This window comes from Mesorhizobium sp. M8A.F.Ca.ET.202.01.1.1, assembly GCF_004791595.1.
Classification (GTDB): Bacteria; Pseudomonadota; Alphaproteobacteria; order Rhizobiales; family Rhizobiaceae; genus Mesorhizobium.
On the sequence record NZ_SRUN01000092.1, the window covers coordinates 1 to 399 of the forward strand.

Below are 399 nucleotides of genomic sequence, written 5' to 3' on the forward strand. Positions count from 1 at the left end.
TGGATATCCTGCATCATATCGAGTCCCAAGGCATAGGGATTGATGCCGGAGAAACGCGGGTCGTCAAAGCCTGGCTGAAAGACGACGTTCGAGTGGTTGCGCAGGATCTCCAACATGGCGCCTTCGCTGATGCGGCCGCGATCGAAGAGGAGGTTCATGATCGTATAGTGCACGAAGGTTGCGCAGCCTTCGTTCATCACCTGAGTCTGCCGCTGCGGGTAGAAATATTGCGCGACGACACGCACGATCCTGACGACCTCGCGCTGCCAGGGCTCCAGCACCAGGCTGTTCTTCTCCAGGAAATAGAGCAGGTTCTCCTCGGGTAGGTTCAGCGACTTTTTGCGCTCCGCAAGGATTTCGTCCCTTGCCTCCGGCTTATTCTTTCCCGATGACGGCGGC

1 protein-coding gene is annotated in these 399 nt (G+C 57.4%); it reads right to left on the minus strand.

What is annotated here, in order from left to right:
* Positions 1-399: SpoVR family protein (locus tag EN845_RS33980; RefSeq protein ID WP_189587435.1), on the minus strand; the 399-nt coding region annotated here is incomplete at both ends.